General features: G+C 63.4%; 21 protein-coding genes. 19 read left to right on the top strand and 2 right to left on the bottom strand.

The genetic code is table 11. The features are described 5' to 3' along the window. Positions 1-26 precede the first annotated feature (26 nt). Positions 27-1,190, bottom strand: a complete 1,164-nt coding sequence (locus tag ACWPWQ_RS09150) for an FAD-dependent monooxygenase (protein ID WP_454009602.1) — start codon at positions 1,188-1,190, stop codon at positions 27-29. Between the two features lie 226 nt (positions 1,191-1,416). On the opposite strand from ACWPWQ_RS09150, the gene miaB reads away from it, so the two are divergent. The 5 genes from miaB (at position 1,417) to lnt (ending at position 7,125) form a co-directional block, all read left to right on the top strand. Then, entirely contained in the window at positions 1,417-2,850 is a 1,434-nt protein-coding gene (gene miaB, locus ACWPWQ_RS09145; protein ID WP_139435807.1) for a tRNA (N6-isopentenyl adenosine(37)-C2)-methylthiotransferase MiaB, read from the top strand. Between the two features lie 49 nt (positions 2,851-2,899). Further along, positions 2,900-3,958 carry a PhoH family protein gene (locus ACWPWQ_RS09140; RefSeq protein WP_202046502.1) on the top strand — a complete coding sequence of 353 codons (1,059 nt, stop codon included), beginning with the start codon at positions 2,900-2,902 and terminating at the stop codon, positions 3,956-3,958. Next, on the top strand, positions 3,955-4,419 hold the full coding sequence (gene ybeY, locus ACWPWQ_RS09135; protein WP_202046503.1) for an rRNA maturation RNase YbeY: 465 nt from the start codon (positions 3,955-3,957) through the stop codon (positions 4,417-4,419). The genes ACWPWQ_RS09140 and ybeY overlap by 4 nt, the downstream gene beginning before the upstream one ends. 98 nt (positions 4,420-4,517) lie before the next feature. Continuing rightward, positions 4,518-5,399: a CNNM family magnesium/cobalt transport protein CorC gene (corC, locus tag ACWPWQ_RS09130; RefSeq protein WP_005329827.1), complete on the top strand. Its 882-nt coding sequence runs from the start codon at positions 4,518-4,520 to the stop codon at positions 5,397-5,399. 196 nt (positions 5,400-5,595) lie between these two features. Beyond that, positions 5,596-7,125 carry an apolipoprotein N-acyltransferase gene (gene lnt / locus ACWPWQ_RS09125; protein ID WP_454009601.1) on the top strand — a complete coding sequence of 510 codons (1,530 nt, stop codon included), beginning with the start codon at positions 5,596-5,598 and terminating at the stop codon, positions 7,123-7,125. A 65-nt stretch (positions 7,126-7,190) separates the two neighbouring features. Here the strand turns inward: lnt and ACWPWQ_RS09120 are convergent, their stop codons facing one another. Further along, a complete protein-coding gene (locus tag ACWPWQ_RS09120) occupies positions 7,191-7,673 on the bottom strand; it encodes a zinc ribbon-containing protein (RefSeq protein WP_139434096.1) in 483 nt (160 codons plus the stop codon). Between the two features lie 234 nt (positions 7,674-7,907). On the opposite strand from ACWPWQ_RS09120, the gene leuS reads away from it, so the two are divergent. The 14 genes from leuS to lipA all read left to right on the top strand — a co-directional run bounded on the left by leuS (position 7,908) and on the right by lipA (position 22,738). Next, positions 7,908-10,484, top strand: a complete 2,577-nt coding sequence (gene leuS / locus ACWPWQ_RS09115; RefSeq protein WP_454009600.1) for a leucine--tRNA ligase — start codon at positions 7,908-7,910, stop codon at positions 10,482-10,484. Positions 10,485-10,605: 121 nt separating this feature from the next. Further along, the gene (locus ACWPWQ_RS09110; RefSeq protein WP_454009599.1) at positions 10,606-11,088 is read left to right on the top strand and encodes an LPS-assembly lipoprotein LptE; all 483 of its coding nucleotides are present in this window, start codon (positions 10,606-10,608) and stop codon (positions 11,086-11,088) included. Positions 11,089-11,115: 27 nt separating this feature from the next. Next, positions 11,116-12,150 (top strand): DNA polymerase III subunit delta, encoded by a 1,035-nt coding sequence (gene holA, locus ACWPWQ_RS09105; protein ID WP_454009598.1) that lies wholly within the window; start codon positions 11,116-11,118, stop codon positions 12,148-12,150. Positions 12,151-12,214: 64 nt separating this feature from the next. Then, on the top strand, positions 12,215-12,868 hold the full coding sequence (gene nadD, locus ACWPWQ_RS09100) for a nicotinate-nucleotide adenylyltransferase (RefSeq protein ID WP_319912723.1): 654 nt from the start codon (positions 12,215-12,217) through the stop codon (positions 12,866-12,868). Between the two features lie 213 nt (positions 12,869-13,081). Then, a complete protein-coding gene (rsfS, locus tag ACWPWQ_RS09095; RefSeq protein WP_139434100.1) occupies positions 13,082-13,417 on the top strand; it encodes a ribosome silencing factor in 336 nt (111 codons plus the stop codon). Between the two features lie 6 nt (positions 13,418-13,423). Beyond that, the gene (gene rlmH, locus ACWPWQ_RS09090) at positions 13,424-13,891 is read left to right on the top strand and encodes a 23S rRNA (pseudouridine(1915)-N(3))-methyltransferase RlmH (protein ID WP_005298242.1); all 468 of its coding nucleotides are present in this window, start codon (positions 13,424-13,426) and stop codon (positions 13,889-13,891) included. Positions 13,892-13,992: 101 nt separating this feature from the next. Then, on the top strand, positions 13,993-15,921 hold the full coding sequence (gene mrdA, locus ACWPWQ_RS09085; protein ID WP_005329814.1) for a penicillin-binding protein 2: 1,929 nt from the start codon (positions 13,993-13,995) through the stop codon (positions 15,919-15,921). A 68-nt stretch (positions 15,922-15,989) separates the two neighbouring features. After that, positions 15,990-17,093 (top strand): rod shape-determining protein RodA, encoded by a 1,104-nt coding sequence (rodA, locus tag ACWPWQ_RS09080; protein ID WP_454009597.1) that lies wholly within the window; start codon positions 15,990-15,992, stop codon positions 17,091-17,093. Next, entirely contained in the window at positions 17,093-18,091 is a 999-nt protein-coding gene (gene mltB / locus ACWPWQ_RS09075) for a lytic murein transglycosylase B (RefSeq protein WP_454009596.1), read from the top strand. The genes rodA and mltB overlap by 1 nt, the downstream gene beginning before the upstream one ends. Then, a complete protein-coding gene (locus tag ACWPWQ_RS09070; protein WP_454009595.1) occupies positions 18,033-18,965 on the top strand; it encodes a septal ring lytic transglycosylase RlpA family protein in 933 nt (310 codons plus the stop codon). Before mltB ends, ACWPWQ_RS09070 begins: the two co-directional genes overlap by 59 nt. Positions 18,966-19,146: 181 nt before the next feature. Continuing rightward, positions 19,147-20,376 carry a D-alanyl-D-alanine carboxypeptidase family protein gene (locus ACWPWQ_RS09065; protein ID WP_005329807.1) on the top strand — a complete coding sequence of 410 codons (1,230 nt, stop codon included), beginning with the start codon at positions 19,147-19,149 and terminating at the stop codon, positions 20,374-20,376. A 286-nt stretch (positions 20,377-20,662) separates the two neighbouring features. Next, complete coding sequence (ybeD, locus tag ACWPWQ_RS09060; protein WP_005329804.1) at positions 20,663-20,926, top strand: DUF493 family protein YbeD; 264 nt, start codon at positions 20,663-20,665, stop codon at positions 20,924-20,926. 83 nt (positions 20,927-21,009) lie between these two features. Then, positions 21,010-21,687, top strand: a complete 678-nt coding sequence (gene lipB, locus ACWPWQ_RS09055; protein ID WP_139434106.1) for a lipoyl(octanoyl) transferase LipB — start codon at positions 21,010-21,012, stop codon at positions 21,685-21,687. Between the two features lie 85 nt (positions 21,688-21,772). Further along, positions 21,773-22,738, top strand: a complete 966-nt coding sequence (gene lipA, locus ACWPWQ_RS09050) for a lipoyl synthase (RefSeq protein ID WP_042649627.1) — start codon at positions 21,773-21,775, stop codon at positions 22,736-22,738. Positions 22,739-22,885 lie beyond the last annotated feature (147 nt).

The raw sequence follows: 22,885 nt of genomic DNA, 5'->3' as shown, positions 1-22,885 counted from the left end.
CCTCCTCGGCGTCAATATCCGGCCCCTTACACCAGCCCCAGAGCATAGCGCAGCGCCATCTCCTTGAGCGGGCCCGCCTTGTCCGCCAGGGTCAGGGCCAGGTTGCGGGTCAGGCGCAGCGGCCCTATGTCGTTGCTGAACACCCCGTAGAAGAGATCCATCCCAGACTGCATCAGCAGGTTGTCGGGGCGCCGACGCCGCTCGTAGCGGCTGGCCAGGGTGATGTCATGCCAGTCAACCCCCGCCTTGCCGAGCAGCTCGGCCCAGCAGGCCACGTCCTTGAAGCCGAGGTTGACCCCCTGCCCCGCCAGCGGGTTGATGGTGTGGGCGGCGTCGCCGAGCAGCAGCACCCGTCCGGCGTGGTAGTGGTTGGCGTGACGGCGCACCAGGGGGAAGCTCCCCTTGCCGGTGACGGTGAAGCCACCGAGCCGGGCCGGGAAGTGGCGACGCACCTCCTCCCCCAGCTTCTCGTTGCTCATGGCGGTGAGCGCCCGGATGCGGGCCGGGCTGTCGTACCACACCAGGGAGCCGTGCCGGCCGGGCAGCGGCAGGAAGGCGCGCGGGCCCTGCGGAGTGAACTGCTGCCAGGTGATGTCTTCCTGCTCGAACTCGGTGTCGATATTGATCAGCATGCAGTGCTGGCGGTACTCGAAGCGCGACACCCCGATCCCGGCGCCGCGACGGGTGAGCGACTCGGCGCCGTCGCAGGCCAGCACCCAGCGCGCCTGCAGCTCGGTGCCGTCATCGAGCAGCAGGCTGGCGTGCTCGGCACCTTGCTGCAGCCGGACCACAGCCGCCGGGGTGTGGGTCTGGATGTTGGGGAAATCCTCCATTCGCCTCAGCAGGGCGAGCTGCACCAGCCGGTTCTCTATGATGTAGCCGAGCTGGGGCAGCCCCAGATCCGCCGCGTCGAAGCGGGTGGCAAAGCCGTCCAGCTCCCAGGTCTCCAGCCGGCGGTAGGGGCACAGCCGCATCTGCTGCAGATGCGACCAGGCGCCAGCCTTGTCCAGCAGCGCCACCGAGGCCTGGCTGATGGCGGAGACCCGCAGATCCAGCGGCTGATCCGGGGCGTAATGCTCCGGCAACCGGGTCTCGATGACCCGCACGTTGAGACCCTCTGCCGCCAGCAGGCAGGCGGTGGCGGCGCCCACCATGCCGGCGCCGACGATGGCGATATCACACTGTTCCATGACTTGATTCCTGCAAGGGGTCGCCCCGAACAAGGAAGAGAGGGGCGAACCGAATGGGGCATGATAACGCAAGGAGACCGGATAAACAGTGCGTCAGGCGGGCAATTGCCGCGACGGGCCAGGCCATATGGCGGCGGCGCGGCCCCAGACTGGTCAGCACCGGGATTGCGGAGTAAAATGGCCGGTCCTTTGACCCTGCCGATCTTAAACACAGTCAAGAGTAGCAATGAGCAAGAAACTTCATATCAAGACCTGGGGCTGCCAGATGAACGAGTACGACTCGTCCAAGATGGCCGACCTGTTGGACGCCAGCAATGGCTACACGCTGACCGAAGAGCCCGAGGAGGCAGACGTCCTGCTGCTCAACACCTGCTCCATCCGTGAAAAGGCCCAGGAGAAGGTGTTCCACCAGCTCGGTCGCTGGAAGAAGCTCAAGCTGAAAAAACCGGGACTGGTGATAGGCGTAGGTGGCTGTGTCGCCTCCCAGGAAGGGGAAGCCCTGCGCAGCCGGGCGCCCTATGTGGACATCGTCTTCGGCCCCCAGACCCTGCACCGCCTGCCCGCCATGATCAAGCAGGTCCAGGAGGGGCGCGGCGCCCAGGTGGACATCGCCTTCCCGGAGATAGAGAAGTTCGATAACCTGCCGGAGCCTCGCGCCGAGGGGGTAACCGCCTTCGTCTCCATCATGGAAGGCTGCTCCAAGTACTGCTCCTTCTGCGTGGTGCCCTACACCCGCGGCGAGGAGGTGAGCCGGCCGCTCGACGACGTGCTCTACGAAATCGCCCAGCTCGCCCAGCAGGGGGTGCGCGAGGTGAACCTGCTCGGCCAGAACGTCAACGCCTACCGCGGCCCGACCTTCGATGGCAATGACTGCACCTTCGCCGAGCTGCTGCGGCTGGTGGCCGCCATCGACGGCATCGACCGCATCCGCTACACCACCAGCCATCCCATCGAATTTACCGACGACATCATCGAGGTCTACAAGGACACGCCGGAAGTGGTCAGCTTCCTGCACCTGCCGGTGCAGAGCGGCTCGGATCGCATCCTGACCATGATGAAGCGCCCGCACACAGTGCTGGAGTACAAGTCCAAGATCCGCCGCCTGCGCGCCGCCCGTCCCGACATCACCATGAGCTCCGACTTCATCGTCGGCTTCCCGAACGAGACGGACGAGGACTTCGAGGCCACCATGAAGCTCATCGAAGAGATCAACTACGACATGAGCTTCAGCTTCATCTACAGCCCGCGCCCCGGCACCCCGGCCGCCGATCTGCCGGACGACGTCGACATGGAGGTGAAGAAGGCCCGTCTCACCCGCCTGCAGAACCAGATCAATCACCAGTCCATGCTCATCGGCCGCGCCATGCTGGGCTCGGTGCAGCGCATCCTGGTGGAGGGCCCCTCCAAGATGGATCCCATGCAGCTCAGTGGCCGTACCGAGAACAACCGGGTGGTCAACTTCGAGGGGCCGCACCGCCTCATCGGCGGCTTCGCCGATGTTGAGATCACCGACGTGCGCCCCTACTCCCTGCGTGGCCGCTTCATCCGCGGCGAGGACGAGATGAATCTGCGCATCGCCACGGCGCCGAGCGAAATCCTGGCTCGCCGCCCGGACAACGTCCCCGATGATCTCGGGGTGGCGGCCTTCAGACCCCATTAATTTTCTCCCCCCTCCCGAGGGCGGGGGGAACAGCCGATACGAGGACATTTTGAGCCGACACATCTCGACCCTGAACCTGCACCTGGAGCCCGCCGACAACCTGCGTCTCGCCAGCCTGTGCGGCCCCTTTGACGACAACCTCAAGCAGCTGGAGCGCCGTCTCGGCATCGAGATAAGCTACCGTGACAACCACTTTCAGGTGCTCGGCAAGCAGGCCCAGATTGATGCGGCGGCCGCCATCCTCAAGCACCTCTATGTGGAGACCCAGCCCCTCAAGGGGGGCAAGGTGAATGACATCACCCCGGAGATGGTGCACCTGACGGTGCAGGAGTCCCGTGTGTTGGAGCAGGACGATGATGCGGTCTCATCCCAGCCTTATGGCAAGGAGGTGACGGTCAAGACCAAGCGCGGCCTCATCAAGCCGAGGAGCCCGAACCAGGCCCAGTACATTGCCAACATAGTGCGCCACGACATCAGCTTCGGCATTGGTCCGGCGGGTACCGGCAAGACCTATCTCGCGGTGGCAGCCGCCGTGGATGCCCTGGAGCGCCAGGAGATCCGCCGCATCCTGCTGACCCGCCCGGCGGTGGAAGCCGGTGAGAAGCTCGGCTTCCTGCCCGGGGATCTCTCCCAGAAGGTGGACCCTTACCTGCGCCCCCTCTACGACGCCCTGTTCGAGATGCTGGGCTTCGAGCGCGTCGAGAAGCTGATGGAGCGCAACATCATAGAGGTGGCGCCGCTCGCCTACATGCGCGGAAGAACCTTGAATGACGCCTTCATCATCCTGGACGAGGCCCAGAACACCACCACCGAGCAGATGAAGATGTTCCTGACCCGCATCGGCTTCAACTCCAAGGCTGTGGTCACCGGCGACATCACCCAGGTGGATCTGCCGCGCAGCACCAAATCCGGCCTGCGCCACGCGCTGGAAGTGCTGCAGGGGGTCGATGGCCTGTCATTCAACTTCTTCGAATCCAAAGACGTGGTGCGCCACCCCGTGGTGGCCCGCATAGTGCAGGCCTACGAGGCGTTCGACGCCCAGCAGGCGGCCGAGAAGAGCGCCCCCAATACCCGCAACGAGAACACCAGCAAAGAGAGTGCCCAATGAGCGTGACCCTGGATCTGCAGCTGGCCTGCGCCAGCACCGACGGCCTGCCGACCGAAGCACAGTTGCAAGGCTGGCTCGATGGCACCATTCCGGGTTTCCAGGACGAGGCCGAGGTGACGGTGCGCCTGGTGGACGAGGCGGAGAGCCGCGAGCTCAACCACACCTATCGCGGCAAGGACAAGCCCACCAATGTGCTCTCCTTCCCGTTCGAAGCCCCCCCCGGCATGGAACTCCCCCTGCTCGGGGATCTGGTGATCTGTCGCCAGGTGGTCGAGGCCGAGGCGGTCGAACAGGGCAAGCCCCTCATGGCCCACTGGGCTCACATGGTTGTGCACGGCAGTCTGCATCTGCTAGGTTATGACCATATCGAGGACGAGGAGGCCGAGGAGATGGAGGCGCTCGAGCGCGACATCATGCAGGAACTCGGTTTCCCCGACCCCTATCTAAATGATGAAGAGTAAGGGCTGACGAGGCGATCACGGCATTGAAACACGCCGCTGTCATCCTTATATAACCAAGACAATATCCCCTGTGTTCACACGAGTAACCAAGAGAGAAAATGACCGACGATCACCCTAGTACCGGCTCGCCGAAGAAAACCTGGCTCGACAAGCTCAGCCAACTCTTCCAGGGCGAGCCAAAAGACCGCAACGATCTGGTGGAAGTCATCGCCGATGCGGAAGAACGTGACCTCATCGATCAGGACACCAAGGACATGATCGAAGGCGTGCTCGAAATTGCCGAGCTGCGCGTGCGTGACATCATGATCCCCCGCTCCCAGATGGTGACCATAGAGAAGTCCCAGCCGGTGGACGACTTCCTGCCCGTCATCATCGAATCCGGCCACTCCCGCTTCCCGGTGATCAACGAAGACAAGGATCACGTGGAGGGCATCTTGCTCGCCAAGGATCTGCTGCCGTTCGGCTTTGGCGGCCATCACGCCAGCGAGCCGCTGCAGCTCGAGAAGATCCTGCGCCCCACTGTGATAGTGCCGGAGAGCAAGCGGGTCGATCGCCTGCTCAAGGAGTTCCGCGAAGAGCGCTACCACATGGCCATCGTGGTGGACGAGTTCGGCGGCGTCTCCGGTCTGGTGACCATAGAAGACATACTGGAACTTATCGTTGGCGAGATCGACGACGAGTTTGACGACATCGAGGATGAGCCGGAAGAGATCCGCCGCATCAGCAAGCGGGTCTTCTCGGTCAGTGCCCTGACCGAGATCGAGGATTTCAACGACTTCTTCGGCACCCAGTTCAGCGATGAAGAGGTGGATACCGTGGGCGGCCTGGTGATGCACGCCTTCAGCCACCTGCCCAAGAAGGGCGAGGAGATTGAGCTGGACGGCTACCTGTTCAAGGTGATGCACGCGGACCGTCGCCGCCTGCAGCAGTTGCAGGTGAAGATCCCGGAGAATCACGCGGCGGCCCAGCCGGAGTCCTGATCCCGCCCTCCCCGCGTCGTCAATCAACGCCCCTGCTCTCAGGGGCGTTTGTCATTCTGCCGCCCTTGCGTCTTCCCATTCTCTTACTGCGCACCCCTTCGGCATCCGGCTGGCCGGGAGGCTCGCCGTTGGCGCGGTTTGCGGTTAAGATGTCGGCCATTCCACATTATTCAGCCCAATTCGAGCCCCGATCCCCGTGAAATCGAAACTTCTGACAAGCCTGTTCGCCCTGGCCTCTGGCGCCATCGCCGTGCTGGCCTTCTCCCCTTTCGGCTACTGGCCTCTGGTGATCCTCTCCCTGCTCGGCCTCTATGCCCTGCTGGACAAGGCCAACCCCAAGCAGGCGGCCTGGCGCGGCTTCGGTTATGCCATGGGGCTGTTTCTGCCCGGACAGTGGTGGATCCATGTCAGCATGACGGAGTTTGGCGGCATCCCGCTGCCCGCCGCCTTCGTGCTGCTGGCCGGCCTCTGCGCCTATCTCTCCCTCTACCCGACCCTGGCCTGCTGGGTCTTCGCCCGCTTCTTTGGCGGTCGCCACTGGAGCCGCTGGCTGCTCGCCTTCCCGGCGCTCTGGCTGATGGCCGACTGGCTGCGGGGCTGGGTGATGACCGGCTATCCCTGGCTCTGGTTTGGCTACACCCAGATAGACGGCCCCCTCAAGGGCTTCGCCCCCATCCTCGGGGTGCAGGGCATCACGCTCGCTCTGCTGCTCACCACCTCCGCCCTCTGGCTCACCTGGCAGAGCCGCAAGCCGGCCTGGCTGCTGCTGCCGGTCGTGCTGGTCGGCGCCGCCCAGGGGCTGATGCAGCTCAACTGGGTGACCCGGGGCGAGCCGGTCAAGGTGGCCCTGGTGCAGGGCAACATCGCCCAGTCCCTCAAGTGGGATCCCGAGGCCCTGATCCCCACGGTGCGCACCTATCAGGATCTCAGCCGCGAGAATCAGGACGCCGACATCATCATCTGGCCTGAATCGGCGATCCCGGCCATCGAGAAGGAGATGGGCACCTATCTGGAGAGCCTGGACAAGGCGATGAAGGTGAATGACACCGGCCTGCTGGCGGGCATCATCCATTACGATCTGAAGCAGCAGCGCTTCTTCAATACCGTGCTCGGCATGGGGGTGCAGGATCTGGACGGCAAGGAGTCCTATCACTACGAGCACAAGAACCGCTACTACAAGTACCACCTGCTGCCCATCGGCGAATATGTGCCGTTTGAAGATCTGCTGCGCCCCATAGCCCCCTTCTTCAACCTGCCCATGTCCTCCTTCAGCCCGGGAGATGCGGTGCAGCCGAACCTGATCGCCAAGGGGCTCAAGTTCGCCGCCGCCATCTGCTACGAGATCATCTTCCCGGACGAGGTGCGCCGCAACGTTCAGCCGGACACCGACTTCCTGCTGACCGTCTCCAACGACGCCTGGTTCGGCACCAGTATAGGCCCCTGGCAGCACATGGAAATTGCCCGGATGCGCGCCCTGGAGCTGGCTCGTCCGCTGCTGCGAGACACCAACACCGGCATCACCATAGTCACCGAGATAGACGGCAGCATCATCGCCCAGATCCCGCAGTTCGAGGCCGGGGTATTGAGAACCGAGGTGCGTCCCGCCCACGGCGCGACCCCCTACCTGCGCTTTGGCAGCTGGCCCATGTACGCGCTGGCCGCCCTGCTGCTCGGCCTGGCGCTGGTGCTGCGCCCCCGCGCCCACCCCTGGGCGCGCAAGCTCTGAGCATGTTAAGAACATAAAAAGAGGCGCCCTTGGGCGCCTCTTTTTTATAACCTCATCACCCTATGTCAAGGTGAGAGCGGTTCGCGATGATACTCGTTGGCACCGCACTCCGGGCAGGTGCCGAGCTGCTGCGGGTGCAGCACAGTCTGGCGCCACTCGCAGTGATCGCACACCAGCACCCCCAGCCCCACCCAGTCGCCAGCCCGATAGACCCCCTTGTGTTCCAGCTCGTCCGCCAGCTCGCTCCACTCCACCTGGGCGCGGTCGGTCACGTCCGCCAGCCAGGACCACACTGTATCCTTCAATGCCAGCATAAAGGCGGACTCGGGCACCTCGGCGCGGCTCTCGTCATAGTTGCCGAGATCCCGCTTCACGTATTCTGCGATCAGCGCCAGCTCGTCCTGGGTCAGATCGCCGGCCGCCTCCAGATAGGCCTGTACCTTGGCGATCATCCGGTTGAGGCGCTCTCCCTGAAACTCTTCGGTCTCCTCCCACTGCTTCTTGAGCTGGGCGATGAAGGCTTCATACCCTTGTCGACGTTTGTCCATGGCCATTACTCCTCTGCTGAACCCTGATCGTGCCCGGCCTGAGCCAGAGACTGAGCCGTGCTGGCGGTGGTTGCCGCCCTCTGTCACCCCTGCTGCTCCGTGAAACCTCGATGCTGCCCGGGTCGGCCTGAGATTGGGCGGATGCTGGCGGTTGTTGCCGCCGCAGGATATGGGTATTCTATCGGGATTTCCCAGCTGATTTATCTATTCATTTCACAGATCCGGATGTCACCAATGCAAGAGCAATACGTTCCCCAATCCATAGAACCAGCAGTGCAACAGCACTGGGATGCCAAGAAAACCTTCAAGGCCGTGGAGAAAGTAGACAAGGAAAAGTTCTACTGCCTCTCCATGTTCCCTTATCCGTCTGGTCGTCTACACATGGGGCACGTGCGTAACTACACCATAGGTGATGTGATCTCCCGTTATCAACGGCTCAATGGCAAGAATGTGCTGCAACCGATCGGCTGGGATGCCTTCGGTCTGCCGGCGGAAAACGCCGCCATCAAGAACAGCACGGCACCGGCCCCCTGGACCTACGAAAACATCGAATACATGAAGAACCAGCTGAAGATGCTGGGTCTGGGTTATGACTGGGACAGAGAGCTTGCCACCTGCAAGCCGGACTACTACCGCTGGGAGCAGTGGTTCTTCACCAAGCTCTACGAGAAGGGTCTGGTCTACAAGAAGACCTCCTCCGTCAACTGGTGCCCGAACGACATGACGGTGCTGGCCAACGAGCAGGTGATCGACAACTGCTGCTGGCGCTGTGACACCCCGGTGGAGCAGAAAGAGATCCCCCAGTGGTTCATCAAGATCACCGACTACGCCGAAGAGCTGCTCAGCGACATCGACAATCTGGAAGGCTGGCCGGAGATGGTCAAGACCATGCAGCGCAACTGGATTGGTCGCTCCGAAGGGGTCAACATCAGCTTCGCCATCGAGGGTCAGGACGAGCAGCTGGAGGTCTACACCACCCGCCCGGACACCTTCATGGGCGTGACCTATGTGGGCATAGCCGCCGGTCACCCGCTGGCCGCCCAGGCTGCCGCAACCAATCCCGAGCTGGCTGCCTTTATCGAGGAGTGCAAGCACACCAAGGTCGCCGAGGCTGACATGGCGACCATGGAGAAGAAGGGCATGGCCACCGGCCTGTACGCCATTCACCCGCTCGATGGCCGCAAGGTGCCGGTCTGGGTCGCCAACTTCGTGCTGATGAACTACGGCACCGGCGCCGTGATGGCGGTTCCGGGCCACGACCAGCGTGACTTCGAGTTCGCCACCAAGTACGGCCTCGACATCAAGGCGGTGATCAAGCCGATTGATGGCGACGTGGACGTGAGCGAAGCCGCCTACACCGAGAAGGGCGTGCTGTTCGACTCCGGCGAATTCGACGGTCTGGACTTCCAGGGCGCCTTCGATGCCATCGCCAGCAAGCTGGAAGGGCTCGGTCACGGCAAGCGTACCGTCAACTACCGCCTGCGCGACTGGGGCGTCTCCCGTCAGCGTTACTGGGGTGCCCCCATCCCCATGCTGACCCTGGCTGATGGCACCGTGGTGCCGACCCCGGAAGATCAACTGCCGGTGCTGCTGCCCGAAGACGTGGTGATGGACGGCATCCAGAGCCCCATCAAGGCCGACGCCGAGTGGGCCAAGACCACCTATAACGGTCAGGAAGCGTTCCGGGAAACTGACACTTTTGACACCTTTATGGAGTCCTCCTGGTACTACGCCCGCTACTGCTCCCCGGACTACGACAAGGGCATGCTGGATCCGGCGGCCGCCAACCACTGGCTGCCGGTGGATCAGTACATAGGCGGTATCGAGCACGCCTGTATGCACCTGCTCTACGCCCGCTTCTTCCACAAGCTGCTGCGGGACGCAGGCCTGGTCAACAGCGACGAGCCGTTCAAGCGCCTGCTCTGCCAGGGCATGGTGCTGGCCGACGCCTTCTACTACAAGGACGAGAAGGGCGGCAACGTCTGGGTCAGCCCGACCGATGTCAAGGTGGAGCGTGACGACAAGGGTCGCATCACCAAGGCCATCGACAACGAAGGTCGTGAAGTGATCCACTCCGGTATGACCAAGATGTCCAAGTCCAAGAACAACGGCATAGACCCACAGCTGATGGTGGAGCGTTACGGCGCCGATACCGTCCGCCTGTTCATGATGTTCGCCTCCCCGGCCGACATGACCCTGGAGTGGTCCGACTCCGGCGTAGAGGGTGCCCAGCGCTTCCTGCGTCGCCTGTGGCGCACCACCTTCGAGCACGTCTCGGCAGGTGCCGCACCGGCACTGGATGCCGCCGCCCTCTCCAACGAGCAGAAGGCTGTGCGCCGCGAGCTGCACAAGACCATCGCCAAGGTGAGCGATGACGTGGGTCGCCGTCAGACCTTCAACACCGCCATCGCCGCCATCATGGAGCTGATGAACAACCTGGCCAAGCTGGGCTCTGACGAGCAGGACCGCGCCCTGATGCAGGAAGCGCTGGAAGCCGTGGTCGTCATGCTCTACCCCATCACCCCGCACATCGGCTTCGAGCTGTGGAAGATGCTGGGCAAGGAAGGGGACATCGACGTCGCGGCCTGGCCGGTGGCGGATGGAGCTGCCATGGTCGAGACCGAGAAGCTGGTGGTGGTGCAGATCAACGGCAAGATGCGCGGCAAGCTGACCGTCCCGGCCGAGATAAGCCAGGCCGACGTCGAGAAGCTAGCCATGGCCGATGCCTCGGTGCAGAAGTTCACCGAAGGCCTGACAGTGCGCAAGGTGGTCTATGTACCGGGCAAGCTGCTCAACATAGTCGCAAACTGAGGATGACCAGCACTCCCGGCCTCCTCTCCCTGTCGGGGGAGGAGAGCTGCCGGGGTCTGAATCCATATGTGACGGCGGGCAAGCGCCCGCCGTTCTTCACTTGATGCAAAGAGGAATTCACATGGGCATGTCCCTCACTCGCTGGATTGCCATCATGCTGACGGGCCTGCTGCTGCAGGCCTGCGGTTTTCAGATGCGGGGAACCGCCATCCCCCCGGAGCTGATGACCATGAAGGTGGTCGGTGACAACAAGAGCGACTTCTATCGGCTGGTGACCACCCGCCTCAAGGCCTCCGGGGTGACCCTGGCTGACAAAGAGGGCATTCCGTTGCTGACCCTGTCCGGGGTGAGCAGCAGCAGCCAGGTTGCCTCCGTCGACTCCATCGGCCAGGACCGCGAGTACCTGCTGGGTTACAGCACCCAGTTCACCGTCTCCATGCCGGGCAAGCCGACCCAGGTCTTCCCCATCACCTTCAACCGCAGCTTCCTGAACAAGCCGGATGCGGCGCTGGCCTCCTCCCGCGAGCAGGAGCAGCTTGGTAAGGAGATGCAGGAGCAGGCCGCGAACCTGGTGATCCGTCAGCTGAGCCAGGTCAAGTTCTGATGCGAGCTTCTTGATGAGAGTGTGTTGATGAGAGTCTATCCCGAGCAGTTCAGCGATCATCTCAAGGCAGGGCTCAAGCCCTGCTATCTCGTTTTTGGTGACGAGCCGCTGCTCAAGCTCGAGGCCATCGACGCCGTGCGCCAGGTGGCCCGCAAACAGGGGTTCGATGAACGCCACAGCTTCGTGGTGGAAGCCGGGCTGGACTGGAATCAGGTCTATGACGCCTGTCAGGCCATGAGCCTCTTCTCGGCTCGCCAGATCATCGAGCTGGAGCTGCCCGCCAAGGTCGACAAGGATCTCGCCGCCCGCATCACGGAGATCGGCAAGCAGCTCCACCCCGACCTGCTGCTGGTGCTCTCGGGGGGGCGTCTCAACCAGACCCAGATGAAGGCAGCCTGGTTCGACAAGCTGAGCCAGAGCGGCACCTATGTGCCGGTCAATCACCCCGAGCCCCGTTTCTTCCCGCGCTGGATGAGCGCACGATTTCAGCGTTTCGGCCTCAAGGCGCTGCCGGATGCGGTCAACTTCATGTGTCACGCCTTTGAGGGCAACCTGCTGGCCGCCAGCCAGGAGATAGAGAAGCTGACCCTGCTCGGCCCGCCCCAGCCCATCAGCGTCGCCTATCTGCAGGAGACCATCATACGTCACGCCCACTTCACCCCGTTCCAGCTCGTCGATACCCTGCTGGAGGGCAAGGTGAACCGGGCCCAGCGCATCCTGCTGGCGCTGCGGGCCGAGGGCACCGAACCCGGCATGCTGGCCTGGACCCTGTGCCGGGAGCTGGAGCAGATCACCGAGCTGGCCCTGGCCGCCCGCGCCGGTCAGCCGCTGGTGGAACACTTCAGCCGGTTGCGCATCTGGCAGAGCCGCCAGCAACTCATTCAGCAGGCCCTGACCCGGCTGCCCGTTGGCAAGATACAGCAGCTGTGGCAACTGATGGCCCGGCTCGATGACGCCCAGCGCCGCTTCGACACCGAGCAGGCCTGGCTGATGTTGCAGACCATAGCCCTGGGTTTTCGCGATGGCACGCCGCTGCCCCTGCTGGAGGCGGAACCATGCTGAGCGCCCCGGTTGAACGCAGGGTCGGCCCCTTGGGGCCCCTCCATGATCTGACAGGGAGAACCTCATGCTGAAGGCTCCCATCGGCATCCTGGGCGGCACCTTCGACCCCATCCACATCGGTCATCTGAGGCCCGCCATCGAGGCCCGCGACGCTCTGGGCCTGGCCGAGGTGCGCCTGCTCCCGAACCATATCCCCCCCCATCGCGCCAACCCCTTCTGCTCCAGCGAGCAGCGGCTCGCCATGGTCGCACTGGCGGCGGCGGAGAACCCGGGCTTCGTGGTGGATGAGCGGGAGCTGCAACGGGACAAGCCCTCCTGGACCATAGACACCCTCATCGAGCTCAAGCAGGAGCTGCCGGATACCCCCGTCTGTTTCCTGATGGGCATGGACTCCCTGCTCGGCTTGCCGAGCTGGCATCGCTGGCAGGAGTTGCTCGATCATGCCCACCTGGTGGTGAGCAAGCGCCCGGGCTGGCAACCGGATTACCCGGGCGAAGTGGCCAGCCTGCTGGCCCGCCACCAGACCCGGGATGTGCAGGATCTGCATCGACACCGTCAGGGCCATGTCTGGATCGCCGACAACCTGCCCATAGAGCTGTCGGCCACCCGGCTGCGGGCCCTGCTGGCGGCGGGGCAGGATCCCAGGTACCTGCTGCCGGCCCCGGTCGCCGACTACATTCGGCAGCACCGGCTCTATCAGCCATCGCCAGGCCGGTGAGCGGCGCCACGCGGGTTTGTCAGCCGACACCCTGAGGCGCACCCGGCACAGGCTTGACTATTGTCCCGCCCGGTTGCGCACTATAGTGATCAACAGGGGTCTGCCTTGCCCACGGGCGGCAGCCCCGGATCCATTCCCCTTTGCCAGACTGGGAAACGGGAGTGACCATGATATAATCCGCCGCCCTCTGGCGCCGGAAGATAGGAGAAGACATTGCAAGGCCAAGAACTGCTCGCCTTTATCGTCGACAAGATCGATGACATGAAAGGCCGCGACATCATCACCCTGGATGTACGCGGCAAATCCAGCATCACGGACACCATGATCATCTGCTCCGGCAACTCCAATCGCCACGTCAGCGCCATCGCCCACCACCTGGCCAGCGAGGCCCGCCATGCGGGGCTCGATCTGCTCAGCGTGGAAGGTCAGCTCACCGGTGAATGGGTGCTGGTGGACATGGGTTCCGTCATCGTCCATGTGATGCAAGATGAGTACCGCGACTTCTACCAACTGGAGAAACTCTGGGGTGGCACCCAGGTGCAAGCGTAACGAACGATGAAGATCCAGTTGATTGCAGTGGGCACCAAGATGCCTGCCTGGGTAGAGCATGGCTTCGAAGAGTACCGTCGCCGTTTCCCGAAAGACATGCCGTTCGAACTCGTCGAGATAGGCGCGGGCAAACGCGGCAAGAATGCCGACATTCCCCGCATCCTGCAGAAGGAGGGGGAAGCCATGCTGGCCGCCGCCGGCCGCTCGCGCATCGTCACCCTGGACATTCCCGGCAAGCCCTGGACCACGGAGCAGCTCGCCGTGCAACTGGAAGCCTGGAAGCTCGATGGCCGGGATGTGGCGCTGCTGGTGGGCGGGCCTGAAGGCCTGTCCCCCGAGTGCAAGGCCGCCGCCGAACAGAGCTGGTCCCTATCACCCCTGACCCTGCCCCATCCATTGGTGCGGGTGCTGGTGGCCGAGAGTCTCTACCGGGCCTGGAGCATTACCACCAATCATCCGTATCACAGGGAATGAGCCATGATCCCTTGGCACATCACGCCCTCATACACCCAGTACCACAGGGAATAGTCCATGTGGTACCCGCCCTTGCTCCCCGTCAGCCATAAGGTAACGGCATGCTGAAGAATCGCATCGAAATGCGCGATCACAGTGCCGAGGGACGTCTGTTCTTCCGGCGCACCCTGGTAGCCTACATCGGCATGGTCGTCCTCATGCTGGTGCTGCTGGGTAATCTCTACTACCTGCAGGTAGAGTCTTACGAAACCTATCAGACCCGATCCAACGACAACCGGATCCGGGTCGTGCCGGTGGCACCGCCACGGGGCCTCATCTATGACGCCAACGGGGTGCTGCTGGCGGAGAACCGCCCTGTCTACAGCCTGGAGATAGTGCCGGAAGAGACCGAGGATCTGGAGAAGACGGCCGACGAGCTGATCACCCTGCTGGCCCTGCCGGAGGGGACCAAGGAGCGGTTCCTGGCCGAGGTGAAGCGCCAGCGCCGCTTCAAGCCGGTGCCCCTGTTCGAGAAGCTGACCGAGTATCAGGTCGCGCTCTTCTCGGTCAACCAGCACAACTACCCGGGCGCCAGCATTGAGGCCTATCTCAAGCGCTACTACCCGTTTGGCGATACCCTCACCCATGCGCTGGGTTATGTGGCCAAGATCAACACCCGTGACGTGGAGCGCCTCGACAAGGAGGACAAGCTCGCCAACTATGCCGCCACCAAGGACATCGGCAAGCAGGGGGTGGAGAAGTTCTACGAGGATCAGCTGCACGGTGTGGCGGGCTACCAGGAGGTCGAGGTCAACAACCGCGGCCGGGTGGTGCGCACCCTCAAGTTCCAGCCGCCGGAGCCGGGCAAGGACATCTACCTCAACATCGACATCCGCCTGCAGCTTAAAGCGCAGGAGCTGCTGGCCGGCCGTCGGGGCGCCATCGTCATGATGGATCCCAATACCGGCGCCATTCTGGCCATGGAGTCGAGCCCGAGCTACGACCCCAACCTGTTCGTGACCGGCATCTCCAACACCAACTACTCGGCGCTGCTCAACGATCCGGCGCGCCCGCTGGTGAACCGCACCACCCAGGGCATCTATGCTCCCGCCTCCACCGTCAAGCCCATGATGGCGGTGATGGGGCTGAACGAGGGGGCCATCACCCCCAACTATCGCTACTTCGGCGGGCCCAGCTTCTCCATCCCGGGCACCACCAAGAAGTTTCGTGACTGGCGCCGCTGGGGCCATGGCTGGCTCGACGTCTATCGCGCCATCGAGGTATCGGCAGACACCTACTTCTACGATCTCGCCTACCGGGTCGGCATCGACAAGATCCACAGCTACATGACCAAGTTCGGCTTCGGTCAGTACAGTGGCGTCGACCTCTATGAAGAGACCAAGGGGGTCATGCCGTCCCGCGACTGGAAGATGGCGCGCTGGCGTCAGCCCTGGTATCAGGGGGACACCATCTCCATCGGCATAGGCCAGGGCTACTGGAGCTCCACCCCCATCCAGCTCGCCAAGGCGATCAGCATACTGACCCAGAACGGTCACGACGTGACGCCGCACCTGCTCAAGAGCACCGCCTCGGCGGATGGCGTGGTCAACGCCCCCATCAACCCGAACGTGGCCATCGCCGCCAAGAGCGACACCTACTGGCAGGTGGCCAAGGACGGCATGTGGCGCGTCATCAACGGCCATGAGGGCACCGGCCGCCGCGCCTTTGCCAATACCCCCTACAAGGCGGCGGGCAAGTCCGGCACCGCCCAGGTGGTGGGCCTCAAGGAGAACCAGGTCTACAACGCGGCCACCACCAAGGTGGAGCACCGTGACAACGCCCTCTTCGTCGCCTTCGCACCGTTCGAGGCCCCCAAGGCCGTGGTGGCCCTGGTGCTGGAAAACGCCGGTGGCGGCAGTGCCATGGGGGCGCCGGTCGCCCGCCACATGCTGGATGCCTACCTGCTGCCGCCGGAGCCCCAGCTGCCGCCGGCGCCCGACAAGCCGTCCACCCAAAGCCCGGATCAGAGCGAGGCCGTGCCCAATGAATAACGCCGCACGCCTGCTGCGCACCTTGCCTCCCCTCCCGAGGCCATCCATGCAGAACGAGGTCTTCTCTCATGAGTAACTCCGCCCGCCAGCAGAGTATCTGGTACAAGCTGCACATCGACCTGCCGCTGCTGCTCGGCCTGCTGGCGCTGATGACCCTCTCCATGGTGGTGCTCTACTCCGCCTCGGGCCAGGACTTTGACTCCATAGTGCGCCAGCTGGTGCGTGGCGGCCTCGCCTTCGGCCTGATGGTAGGCCTGGCCCAGCTGCCCCCCTCCCTCTATGCGCGCTGGTCCGTGCCCCTGTTCACCCTGGTGGTGCTGCTGCTCATCGCGGTGGACGTGTTCGGCCATATCGGCAAGGGGGCCCAGCGCTGGCTGGACCTCGGTTTCATGAAGTTCCAGCCCTCCGAGGTGATGAAGCTCTCCATGCCCATCATGGTGGCAGCCTGGCTCAGCCGGCATTCGCTGCCGCCGAAGTTCAGCCATGTGATGATAGCCCTGGTGATGGTGCTGCTGCCCACCCTGCTCATCGCCGCCCAGCCCGATCTCGGCACCTCCATCCTGGTGGCGGCCTCCGGCTTCTTCGTCATCTTCCTGGCGGGGATCAGCTGGTGGCTGATCGGGCTGGCGGTCTTGCTCATCTGCGCCTTCATGCCGGTGCTCTGGTTCTTCCTGATGCACGACTACCAGCGCCAGCGGGTACTGATGCTGCTGGACCCGGAGAAGGACCCCCTCGGCCGCGGCTACCACATCATCCAGTCCAAGATAGCCATCGGCTCAGGCGGCGTGTTCGGCAAGGGCTGGCTGCAGGGCACCCAGTCCCAGCTGGAGTTTCTGCCCGAGCGCCACACCGACTTTATCTTTGCGGTGTTCAGCGAGGAGTTCGGCCTGGTGGGGGTGGCCCTCTTGCTGGTGATCTACCTCTATATCATCAGCCGCTGCCTCTTCATCTCCATGCAGGCCCAGAACAGCTTCGAGCGCCTGCTCGGCGGCGCCCTGACCCTCACCTTCTTCGTCTATGTGTTCGTCAACATGGGCATGGTGAGCGGCATACTCCCTGTGGTGGGGGTGCCCCTGCCCCTGGTGAGCTATGGCGGCACCTCCATGGTGACCCTGATGGCGGGCTTCGGCATCCTGATGTCCATCCAGACCCACAGACGACTGCTGGCCTGATGAGAGCTGGCTGGCTGGTGCTCTGCGCCTGTTCGCTCACGGCGGGGGCGAGCGTCTCCCCCGAGCGGCTGAGCCTGCTGGCCGAGCAACAATCCGTGCCGCTGGCCGAGTTGCAGGCCGCGGCCGCCCAGGCGCGGCTGCGCCAGGAGGTGCTCGACATCATCAGCCGTCCCTGGGAGGCCAAGCCCTGGCATCGCTACCGGCCGCTGTTCGTCACCCCGGAGCGGATCCGGGACGGGGTCGGCTTCTGGCAACACCACGCCGCCCCCCTGGCGCGGGCCGAGCAGCACTACCGGGTACCCGCCTCCCTCATCGTCGCCATCATCGGCATAGAGACCTTCTATGGCCGCCAGATGGGCCGCCACCCAGTGCTCGACAGCCTCTATACCCTGGGGTTCCACTACCCCGCCCGCGAGGAGTTCTTCGCCAAGGAGTTCGCCCAGCTGGTGCTGCTTGCCCGGGAAGAGAAGTGGCCACTCACCGCTCTCAAGGGCTCCTATGCCGGCGCCATGGGCATGGGCCAGTTCATGCCCTCCAGCTATCGCCACTACGCCGTCGACTTCGATGGCGACGGCAAGCGGGATCTGTTTGCCAACCCGGCGGACGCCATCGGCAGTGTGGCCAACTACTTTGCCGAGCACCGCTGGCGCTGGGGGGAGTCAGTGGTGGAACCCGCCTTGATCGGATTGGCGCCTGTAGGTACCCTGCTTGCGCCCGAGCCCGAGCTCAAGCAGCGCTGGGCCGAGCTGGCTGCCGCCGGGATTGAACTCGCCACCCCGCTGGCACCGGACACGCCGGTGAAACTGCTGGCATTGGAGCAGGCCGATGGACCGGAATACTGGGTCGCGCGCCACAATTTTTATGTGATCACCCGCTACAACCGCAGCCCTCTCTATGCGATGGCGGTGCATCAACTCAGTCAAGCCATCCAGGACGCATATGCATTACAGCCACAAACTTCTCCCCCTCACGCTGACCTTGTTGCTGGCCGCCTGTAGCAGCCAACCGGAGCAGGCTCCCCCGCCGCCGGTCCAGGTGAAGCCGGAAAAACCCCAGGTGATCGAGATACCGCAGGCGACCGGCGCCATCCCGCGCCCCGAGCCCATGAGCGAGAGCGGCAACCGGGACTACTGGATTGGCAAGCAGAAGTACGAGGTGTGGCGCGACATCAAGCACTACAGCGAGGAGGGCACCGCCAGCTGGCTGTCCCAGGATCTCGATGGCAACAAGACCGCCAACGGCGACGTGCAGGACAGCACCCTGTTCAGCGCCGCCCACCGCAACCTGCCGCTGCCGAGCTATGTGCGGGTCACCAACCTGGACAACGGGCTGGAGACCATAGTGAGAGTCAACGATCGCGGCCCCTTCGGCAGCGAGCGCCTGATCGATCTCTCCCATGCCGCAGCCAAACAGCTGGAAATGGTCGATGGAGGCGAGGCCAGGGTGCGTCTCGAGCTCATCACCGATCAGCCGGATCAGATGGTCGAGATGGTGCCCATGACGCCGATGCAACCCATGCAGCCGGCAGCCCAGGAGGCCGCCTTCCTGGGTGAGGCCCAGCCTGAGGCTGCAACCACAGTCACCCCGGCCAAGGCCGCTCCCGCGGCGGCCGCCACGGCGACCGGCACCCTCTCCACGCCCAAGGCCGCAACCGGCCAGGGCAAGATGATCCAGGTACTGGCCAGTGGCTCCCAACCCAGGGCCGAGGCCATGGGCAAGGTGATGACCCAGCGCTACGGCGTGCCCTACCAGGTGGTGGCCCACGACGCCATCTTCCGGGTGCTGCTGGGACCGGTCGCCGCCGATCAGCAGGCAAGCCTGCTGGAACAGATCCGGCAGGGGGGGCTGGAGCAGGCCTTTATCGTTCCTTGATAGCAACGGATCACAACCTTATACAGGCGTCACGTCGTTTCCCGGCGTGACGCCGACAACCGATGGATAAAAAACCAGACCAGATGGCACACCGGACTATGACCGACCGGCACATCTGGTATAGTGGAGCCCGCTTTTTTTCAACTTGGGTAATCCCCATCCAGGCACCAGGAATTTCAAGATGTCCAAATTTGCCCGTTCCGTTATTCTGGCCTCCCTGCTAAGCGCGACCGCCCAGGCCAACCAGCCAGTACCGACGCCGGATTCGGCTCTGCCGACTGCCCAGCCGGTCCCCACCCTGAACAGCGCCCCCATGGTGGTACCTGCCGCGCCGGAGATCTCCGCCAAGGCCCATATTCTGATCGACTACTACTCCGGTCAGGTGCTGGCCGAGCAGAACGCCGAAGAGCGTCTGCCCCCCGCCAGCCTGACCAAGATGATGACCTCCTACATCATCGGCCAGGAGCTGCTGAAGGGGAACATCAAGCGCACCGACATGGTGACCATCAGCCAGAACGCCTGGTCCAAGAACTACTCCGACTCCTCCAAGATGTTCATCGAGGTGGGCAAGCAGGTCTCGGTCGATGATCTCAACAAGGGCATCATCATCCAGTCCGGCAACGACGCCTGCGTCGCCATGGCCGAACACCTGGCGGGCAGCACCGACTCCTTCGCCAGCCTGATGAACTCCTGGGCCGCCAAGCTCGGCATGAACGACAGCCACTTCATGAACCCCCACGGTCTGGATGCAGAAGGCCACTACAGTACGGCCCATGACATGGCCCGCCTGGGTCAGGCGCTGATCCGCGACCTGCCGGAGGAGTACAAGATCTACTCCCAGAAGTCGTTCGTGTTCAACGGCATCACCCAGCACAACCGCAACCGCCTGCTGTGGGATCAGTCCCTGCAAGTGGATGGCATCAAGACCGGCCATGTCAGCCAGGTCGGCTACAACCTGGTCTCCTCCGCCACCAACAACGAGGGCATGCGCCTGATCGCCGTGGTGCTGGGTGCCAGCAGCGAAGGCTCCCGCGCCGCCGAGAGCAAGAAGCTGCTCACCTACGGTTTCCGCTTCTTCCAGAGCCTGACCCCCTACAAGGCGGGTACCGAGCTGGTGACCCAGAAGATCTGGATGGGCGACAAGTCCGAAGTGAAACTGGGCGTCGATCAGGATGTCTCCGTGCTGGTCACCCGTGGCCAGGGCAACAACCTGAAGGCGGACTTCCAGCTCGAGAGCGAGCTGAAGGCCCCGCTGGCCAAGGGTCAGCGCGTCGGTACCGTGTTCCTCAAGCAGGGTGACAAGGAGATCAAGCAGGTTCCGCTGGTCGCCCTGGAAGAGGTGCAGGAAGGTGGCCTGATGAGCCGTCTGTGGGATTACCTGGTGATGCTGGTCGCCAGCTGGTTCAAGTAACCTGCGCACGATCCTGACCAAACAGCGGCGCCAACAGGCGCCGCTGCTGTCTTTACCGCATCATGGCAGTGAATAACCCTGCAATCTGCAGGTTCCGCCGACGCTCCATTTGTGGTAAAAAGCAGCATTCCCACGTCCTGTCGACCTGGCGGGCTTGATCCCGCGCCGGGCAGTGCCCATATAAGATGGAGCCGTGCCCATGGTTGACGCGACTGGCGGCCCGAGTACCTCGGCCAGACAAGATGCAAGATGAAGTCGTTTCGTGACGACGCTAAAGGTGAGTGAGATGAATACCAAGTTTGATGAGCTGCTGGAGTTCCCCTGCAAGTTCCCGTTCAAGGTGCTTGGCGTGGCCGATCCCGCCCTGCCGGATCAGGTGGTTGAAGTGCTGCAGCAACATGCCCCGGGCACTTACAGCCCGACCGTTCAGCCCAGCACCAAGGGCAACTATCACTCGGTACGAGTGACGGTCACTGCCCAGAGCAAGGAGCACATCGAAGCCATGTACACCGCACTCGGCAAGATCGAGCTGGTTCGCTACGTCCTGTGAGTCGCCTCTCTCGCCCCGCCATCGGGGCGAGCGATTATTTGCCATTCTGTTTTGCCGACGCAAGCGCCAGTCAGTGAGGAAAGATGTCATCACAGATCCCCGCCCAGCCACGGCTGTTAGTCAGACAGTTGGGCCGTCGCCCCTACCAGCCGGTGTGGGACGCCATGAAGGCCTTCACCGACAACCGCACCAGCGAGACACCCGACGAGTTCTGGGTGGTGGAGCACGATCCCGTCTACACCCAGGGCCAGGCCGGCAAGGCCGAGCATCTGCTCGCCCCCGGTGACATCCCCGTGGTGCAGAGCGATCGCGGCGGCCAGGTGACCTATCACGGTCCCGGCCAGCTGGTGCTCTATGTGCTGGTTGACGTGCGCCGCAGCAAGCTCTCGGTGCGCGAGCTGGTGACCTGCCTGGAAACCGCCATCATCAACACCCTGGCCAGAAGCGACATCCAGGCCTATGCCAAGGCCGATGCCCCCGGCGTCTACGTGAAGAATGACCTTGGCATGGAGGCCAAGCTCGCCTCCCTGGGCCTGAGGATCCGCAAGGGCTGCTCCTTCCACGGACTGGCCCTCAATATCAACATGGACATGACCCCCTTCCTGCGCATCAATCCGTGCGGTTATGCGGGCATGGCCATGACCCAGACCAGCGCCCTGGGCGGCCCGCAGAGCGTGGCCGAGGCGCAATCCATTCTGGTGGCCGAACTGGCCCGCCTGATTGGCTACCAAACGATCATCAATAGCGAAGAAGCCGCATGAGCAACCCCATGCCGTGCAACCATGAGGGCTCAGAGCAGACCCTGATGGCTACCAATCAGACAATAACAAACACCGAGAGTGAATCATGAGCAAACCCGTTCGTATGGAGCCGGGCGTCAAGCTGCGCGATGGCGACAAGATGGCCCTGATCCCGGTGAAATTCATGCCGGATCCCAACGAGGAAGTGCTGCGCAAGCCGGACTGGATGCGGATCAAGCTGCCGCCGTCGAGCCAGAAGATCGAGCACATCAAGAGCACCCTGCGCAAGAACAAGCTGCACTCGGTCTGTGAAGAGGCTTCCTGCCCCAACCTGGCGGAGTGCTTCAACCACGGCACGGCCACCTTCATGATCATGGGCGCCATCTGCACCCGCCGCTGCCCCTTCTGCGACGTGGCCCACGGCCGCCCGCTGGCGCTGGATCCCGAAGAGCCGAAGAAGCTGGCGCTCACCATCAAGGAGATGGGGCTCAAATACGTGGTCATCACCTCGGTGGACCGCGACGATCTGCGGGACGGCGGTGCCCAGCACTTCGCCGACTGCATCAAGCAGATCCGCGAGCACAGCCCCCAGACCCGCATCGAGATCCTGACCCCGGACTTCCGCGGCCGCATGGAGCAGGCGCTGGAAGTGTTCCGCGAGACCCCGCCGGATGTGTTCAACCACAACCTGGAAACCGCCCCGCGCATGTACCGGGTTGCCCGCCCGGGTGCCGACTACAAGTGGTCTTTGGAGCTGCTGCGCCGCATCAAGGAGATGCACCCCCATGTGCCGACCAAGTCCGGCGTCATGATGGGTCTGGGCGAGACCAACGAAGAGATTGTCCAGGTGCTCAAGGATCTGCGCGAGCACGGCGTCAACATGCTGACCCTGGGCCAGTACCTGCAGCCGAGCCGTCACCACCTGCCGGTGAAGCGCTACGTGCCGCCCGCAGAGTTCGACGAGCTGAAAGACGTCGCCATGGATCTCGGCTTCAGCCATGCCGCCTGCGGCCCCTTCGTGCGCTCCTCCTACCACGCGGATCTGCAGGCCAAGGGTGAAGAGGTCAAATGATCTTGCCCGAAAGAGGGGTCAAATAACCTCTCCTGCTAAAAGAAGAGCGCCCAAGGGCGCTCTTCTTGTTGAACCAGTCTGACTCGACACGCCCGGCCAATCCCTTGGCTAATTCCCGGCGCCGGGGTTAAGGTGACGACTCCCTTT

It is taken from the genome of Aeromonas sp. Marseille-Q7275 (assembly GCF_965119515.1).
The sequence above is the reverse complement of the archived record's forward strand: the minus strand, read 5'-3'. Positions and strand labels throughout refer to the sequence as shown.